Annotated in this window: 3 protein-coding genes and 2 pseudogenes (2 of these 5 only partly in view); 4 read left to right on the forward strand and 1 reads right to left on the reverse strand. The window is 50.5% G+C overall.

The annotated features are described in order from the left end of the window. Nucleotides 1-781, reverse strand: a 781-nt coding sequence (locus tag DMG62_23625) for an erythromycin biosynthesis sensory transduction protein eryC1 (GenBank protein ID PYY20427.1), incomplete at its 3' end; no start/stop codon positions are given. Between the two features lie 1128 nt (nucleotides 782-1909). On the opposite strand from DMG62_23625, the gene DMG62_23630 reads away from it, so the two are divergent. Next, nucleotides 1910-3316 (forward strand): hypothetical protein, encoded by a 1407-nt coding sequence (locus tag DMG62_23630; GenBank protein ID PYY20428.1) that lies wholly within the window; start codon nucleotides 1910-1912, stop codon nucleotides 3314-3316. 50 nt (nucleotides 3317-3366) lie between these two features. Continuing rightward, nucleotides 3367-3576, forward strand: coding sequence for a hypothetical protein (locus tag DMG62_23635; GenBank protein ID PYY20429.1), 210 nt, complete (start codon nucleotides 3367-3369; stop codon nucleotides 3574-3576). Continuing rightward, nucleotides 3563-4217 (forward strand): annotated as a pseudogene (locus DMG62_23640) (hypothetical protein) (it continues 47 nt past the right edge of the window). Before DMG62_23635 ends, DMG62_23640 begins: the two are co-directional and overlap by 14 nt. After that, nucleotides 4204-4217: pseudogene (locus tag DMG62_23645) on the forward strand (hypothetical protein) (it continues 559 nt past the right edge of the window). Before DMG62_23640 ends, DMG62_23645 begins: the two co-directional pseudogenes overlap by 61 nt.

Consider the following 4217-nt stretch of genomic DNA (forward strand, 5'->3'; position numbering starts at 1 on the left):
AGTGTCGCGCGCAATCAATGCGAGCCGTATTCCACTCGTCGAGGTGCTCGAGTTTTATGGCGAGCACAGCCCCCTGGAAGCTATCCATCCGGTAGTTATACCCGATTTCGCCGTGTAGGTATTTTTCGCTTTGCGCGTGATCGCGGAGAGAACGCGCGCGGTGCGCGATAGACGCATCGTTTGTGATCAAGGCGCCGCCTTCCCCGTACGCCCCGAGGTTTTTACTCGGATAAAAGCTAAAACACGCAATTTGGCCAAACTGGCCTACACGCTTGTTTTGGTATTTTGCTCCGTGCGCCTGCGCAGCATCTTCGATCACCGGTAGTCCGTGTCGCTCAGCAATCGCCATGATGCGGTCCATCTCTGCCGGCATTCCGTACAGATGCACCGGGATAATTGCTTTTGTGCGAGACGTGATCGCCGCTTCGAGGTTGTCCGGGTTCAACGTGCGGCGGACAGGGTCAATATCGACGAACACTGGCGTGGCGCCGACGTAGCTAATGGCCCATGCGCTTGCTATGAAGGTCATCGAAACGGTGAGGACTTCGTCTCCCGGCCCGACATCGAGGCAGCGCAAGGCCAGATGCAGCGCGCTCGTGCCGCTGTTCAAGCTGACACAATGATCAACTCCGCAGTACGCCGCGAATTTCGTCTCGAACTCTGACGTCGCTGGTCCCTGAGCGAAGCTGCCTGACTCGCAAATTTTCTCCAATGCCGTCAACACGTCGGCGGCAAGAGCGTGGTATTCAGATTGCAGATCCAGATACGGCACATGTTCCATATTATTCTACTCAACTTGATTAGACTAACTTCTTGCACGAGATGCAATTCGTCGCAAACGATTTGCAGTACTTCACCTATTCCAACTAGAATATCGTGACTCAGTGGTTACCCAATTAGAACTGACCAGATTATTCGTCTGTCAGCCAATCAGCGCATGATTTTACTTAAGCACAAGGTGGGGTACGTAAGCCGTGACACGGCTGAAGGAACGCGGCGCTGAGTATAGGAGAGGAGGATTGTTTCCGAATGTGCACACACAATCCAGTCATAGCTCTTAAGGTGCACGATAACAGAGGAGCATCAGCGAAAGCACGGGCGGCAGAAGGACAAGAGAGCACAAAAGACACGCCGCGATGTATTTAATAAGTCAACAGTGACTGTTAGCGGCCCAAAGGGGACCAGCCGGCGAATATTTTGAATCCAAGCTTCCCCCGGGTGGGGATAAGCCCTATGAAGTTTGCAGATCTGATCTGGCAATGTTCCGTATCAAATGGCTAGCTCCGGTAGGTCTAGATAGTTTGCGCCAAGGCTCGTCGCAGGCGCTGGATAGCGTCAAAAACGCGTTCAGGCCAGTTCGGGCCGTTATTTATGCTATACTTGCATGGATCGATCTATGGCAAACTGCACCAGCGGCGTCAGAATCCGATACGGTCCGAAATACGCTCAGATATGGTGGTCTGTGCCACAAGCCCAGGATCCACGATTGTAACGACCAGTCAGGAGAACCGTTTTGTTTCGCCTACAATGGACGAGGCGCGAATTTCAACCCTAGGCTTCCAGCTCCAACATGAATCAGAGAGAGCTTCCGATTCAGGTGTGAACCCGTCTCGACACTGCATTCACGCCTAACGGTTTTCCGAACGCCTAGTTGTCAAATGGCCGAAACACGCCTACTGCATTTGCGCAACAGAAATGAGCAGAGTCGCCAAAAACCCGGCAAACGCGGTTGGTCGCTGCTTGCCCGAATTCACGCAGTTCAGCCAGATCCAAATGAGTTGTCGCATTTTGGTATAAACAGACAATCGTGAATATATCGGCGCCCAGACATTTTCGCCCTCTTTGTTCTTCCGGCCGATCCCATGAGCTGAAGACCCTGGTTTGCTATCGAGAGTGGTGTCTATTCTCCTTGGCTATTTTTGCGATCAAATTCCTTCTTCTGATTGTAGATCCTTTACCAAAGTTTTATCTCGGGGATTCCTTCAGCTACATTTATACGGCGACTTCGGGTTGGATTCCAGACGATCGCTCTTACTTTTACGGGTACGTAATTCGTTGGCTAGCTCTTTGGACGGCTAGCCTTACACCCCTGTTGATTGTCCAAGTATGTTTAGGGGGGGCAGTCGCTATTGTAACTGCATGGATCTGTTGGACGATTTTTGAGCTCCGAACGTGGGCCTCGTTTTTGATTGGCCTAGTCTGTTGCCTTGACCCCTTACAGCTATTCTGGGAGCGCGCTATTATGACCGAAACAATTAGCTTATTCTTCTTTTCACTTCTTCTGCATCGCTCGTTTTTGTACCTCAAGAAGCGGCGGGCATTTGACCTAATCCTGGTGCAAGTGCTTTCGATCTTACTCATAGGTTTTAGAATGAGTTATTTGGCCTTAGTGGTGGTCCTTTCGGTGGCGTTACCAGTTCTACCGTTTGTACGCTTGGTTGTGGCTAATCGTACGCGAAGATTGCTCATTCCTCGAAGGTGGCCCGTCAGAATATCGCATAAACTGCAGAAGTTTATCGCGCATTTTGTGTTAAGCGTTGCGGCTATGATGGTGCTACATCACGCCTATAAAATCGCTAATGGTTTTCTTTCCCATCGTGAACCTGATTATCTTTATGAGACCGGGTTTCACCTGCTTTCGTTTTGGGCGCCAGCTGTCCAATCAGAAGACACTACCGACCGACGTTTGGCTCAATTGATCAGAGAAGGAGACCAATTTCAACTCAGGGATGTTGATGCTCGGCCATGTCAACGTTTTTGCAACGGGTACCTTGTAGATCGGTGGTGCCGACTCGAGCGCAATGCACGGAAGGCGAACCTGATAGCAAAGCAAACCGCGTTGCGCACACTCGGGCATCACCCAGTCCAGATCGCATTGCTTGCTTGGCGGACGTATGCAGATTTTTGGAGCGTTAAGGCAATGAAACGCTACGCTCAGTTGGATCTACAGATGGGAACGTTAACGCAGGAAGAAGTTGCTAAGCTTGCGAAGCGGTTCCATCAAGCGGTTACCTCGCCCAATTTGGCAGCCGAGCCCGTGACGTTTACCAAGTGGTACTACGTCTCAGCATATGGATATTATTTCGTCGTGCTCCTTCTGCCTCTCATTGCGTTTGCCGTGACATTTGTGCCTGGGATTGCGAAACGCTATGCATGTCTTTTATTTCTAGTGGCTGCAATTCAATTTAGTTCGACCTTCTTTTTAACGACTGCGCCGGTCGTACGTTACCTTCAACCTTTATCGCTCCTGACTATTTTGAGCTTGGCTGCAATTAGCAAGGTCTTAATAGACCGCAGCACTTCGAGGCGCGCCTAGAGGCTGGACAAATCCCTTGCAAAAGGCCGTGTATTAGATTCATAAGCGGTATGCAGGTCGAGCCCGTGGAACAGGCCCCTTACGAGTTCAAAGAGAAGAGACTACTAATCTTCATCGTCGCTTACAATGCTGAAATGACCATTAATAATGTTCTCGGCCGGATCCCAAAGTATCTGCAGAGCGACAACGTCGAAGTGCTAATTATTGACGACGCATCGCAGGACAACACATTCAGGAAGGGGCTGCATGGGCAGCTTTGATATAGTCGCGCTCGTCCATGGTGACGGTCAGTATGCCCCCGAAAAATTGCCAGCGCTGCTTGTCCCCTTGATGAATAACAAAGCGGATGCTGTCTTCGGTTCGCGCATGATCGAAAAGGGCGCTGCGCGGTCTGGTGGCATGCCGAGGTACAAATGGATTGGAAATAAAATTCTGACCGCGTTCCAAAATCGCATGCTCCGAACTGCGCTTTCAGAGTTTCACTCTGGCTACCGATTGTATTCGACGGAGGCGCTGTCGAAGATTCCTTTTGAAAGGAATACTGATGACTTTCATTTCGACACCCAAATTATTTATCAGTTGCTATTGAAAGGCTTGCGCATTGTGGAGCTCCCGATCCCCGTCTTTTATGGAGACGAGATCTGTTATGTCAAAGGAATGCGTTACGCTTGGAACGTTTTCAAGACGACGCTTCGACTGCGCCTGCATCAAATGAATTTGCTGTTTGATCGCAGATTTGATGTTCATCCGCCCGAGCAAAATTATGATTTGAAGCTCGGATTCACCTCATCGCATACCGCTGCGATCGACGCGGCGCGACCCGGAAGTCATCTCTTGGATATCGGCTGCGGCCAAGGCGAGCTTGCACGCGAGCTGGCTAAAAAAGGTTGTCGGGTTACCG

This window comes from Acidobacteriota bacterium (genome assembly GCA_003225175.1).
In the GTDB taxonomy this organism is placed as follows: Bacteria; Acidobacteriota; Terriglobia; order Terriglobales; family Acidobacteriaceae; genus Gp1-AA112.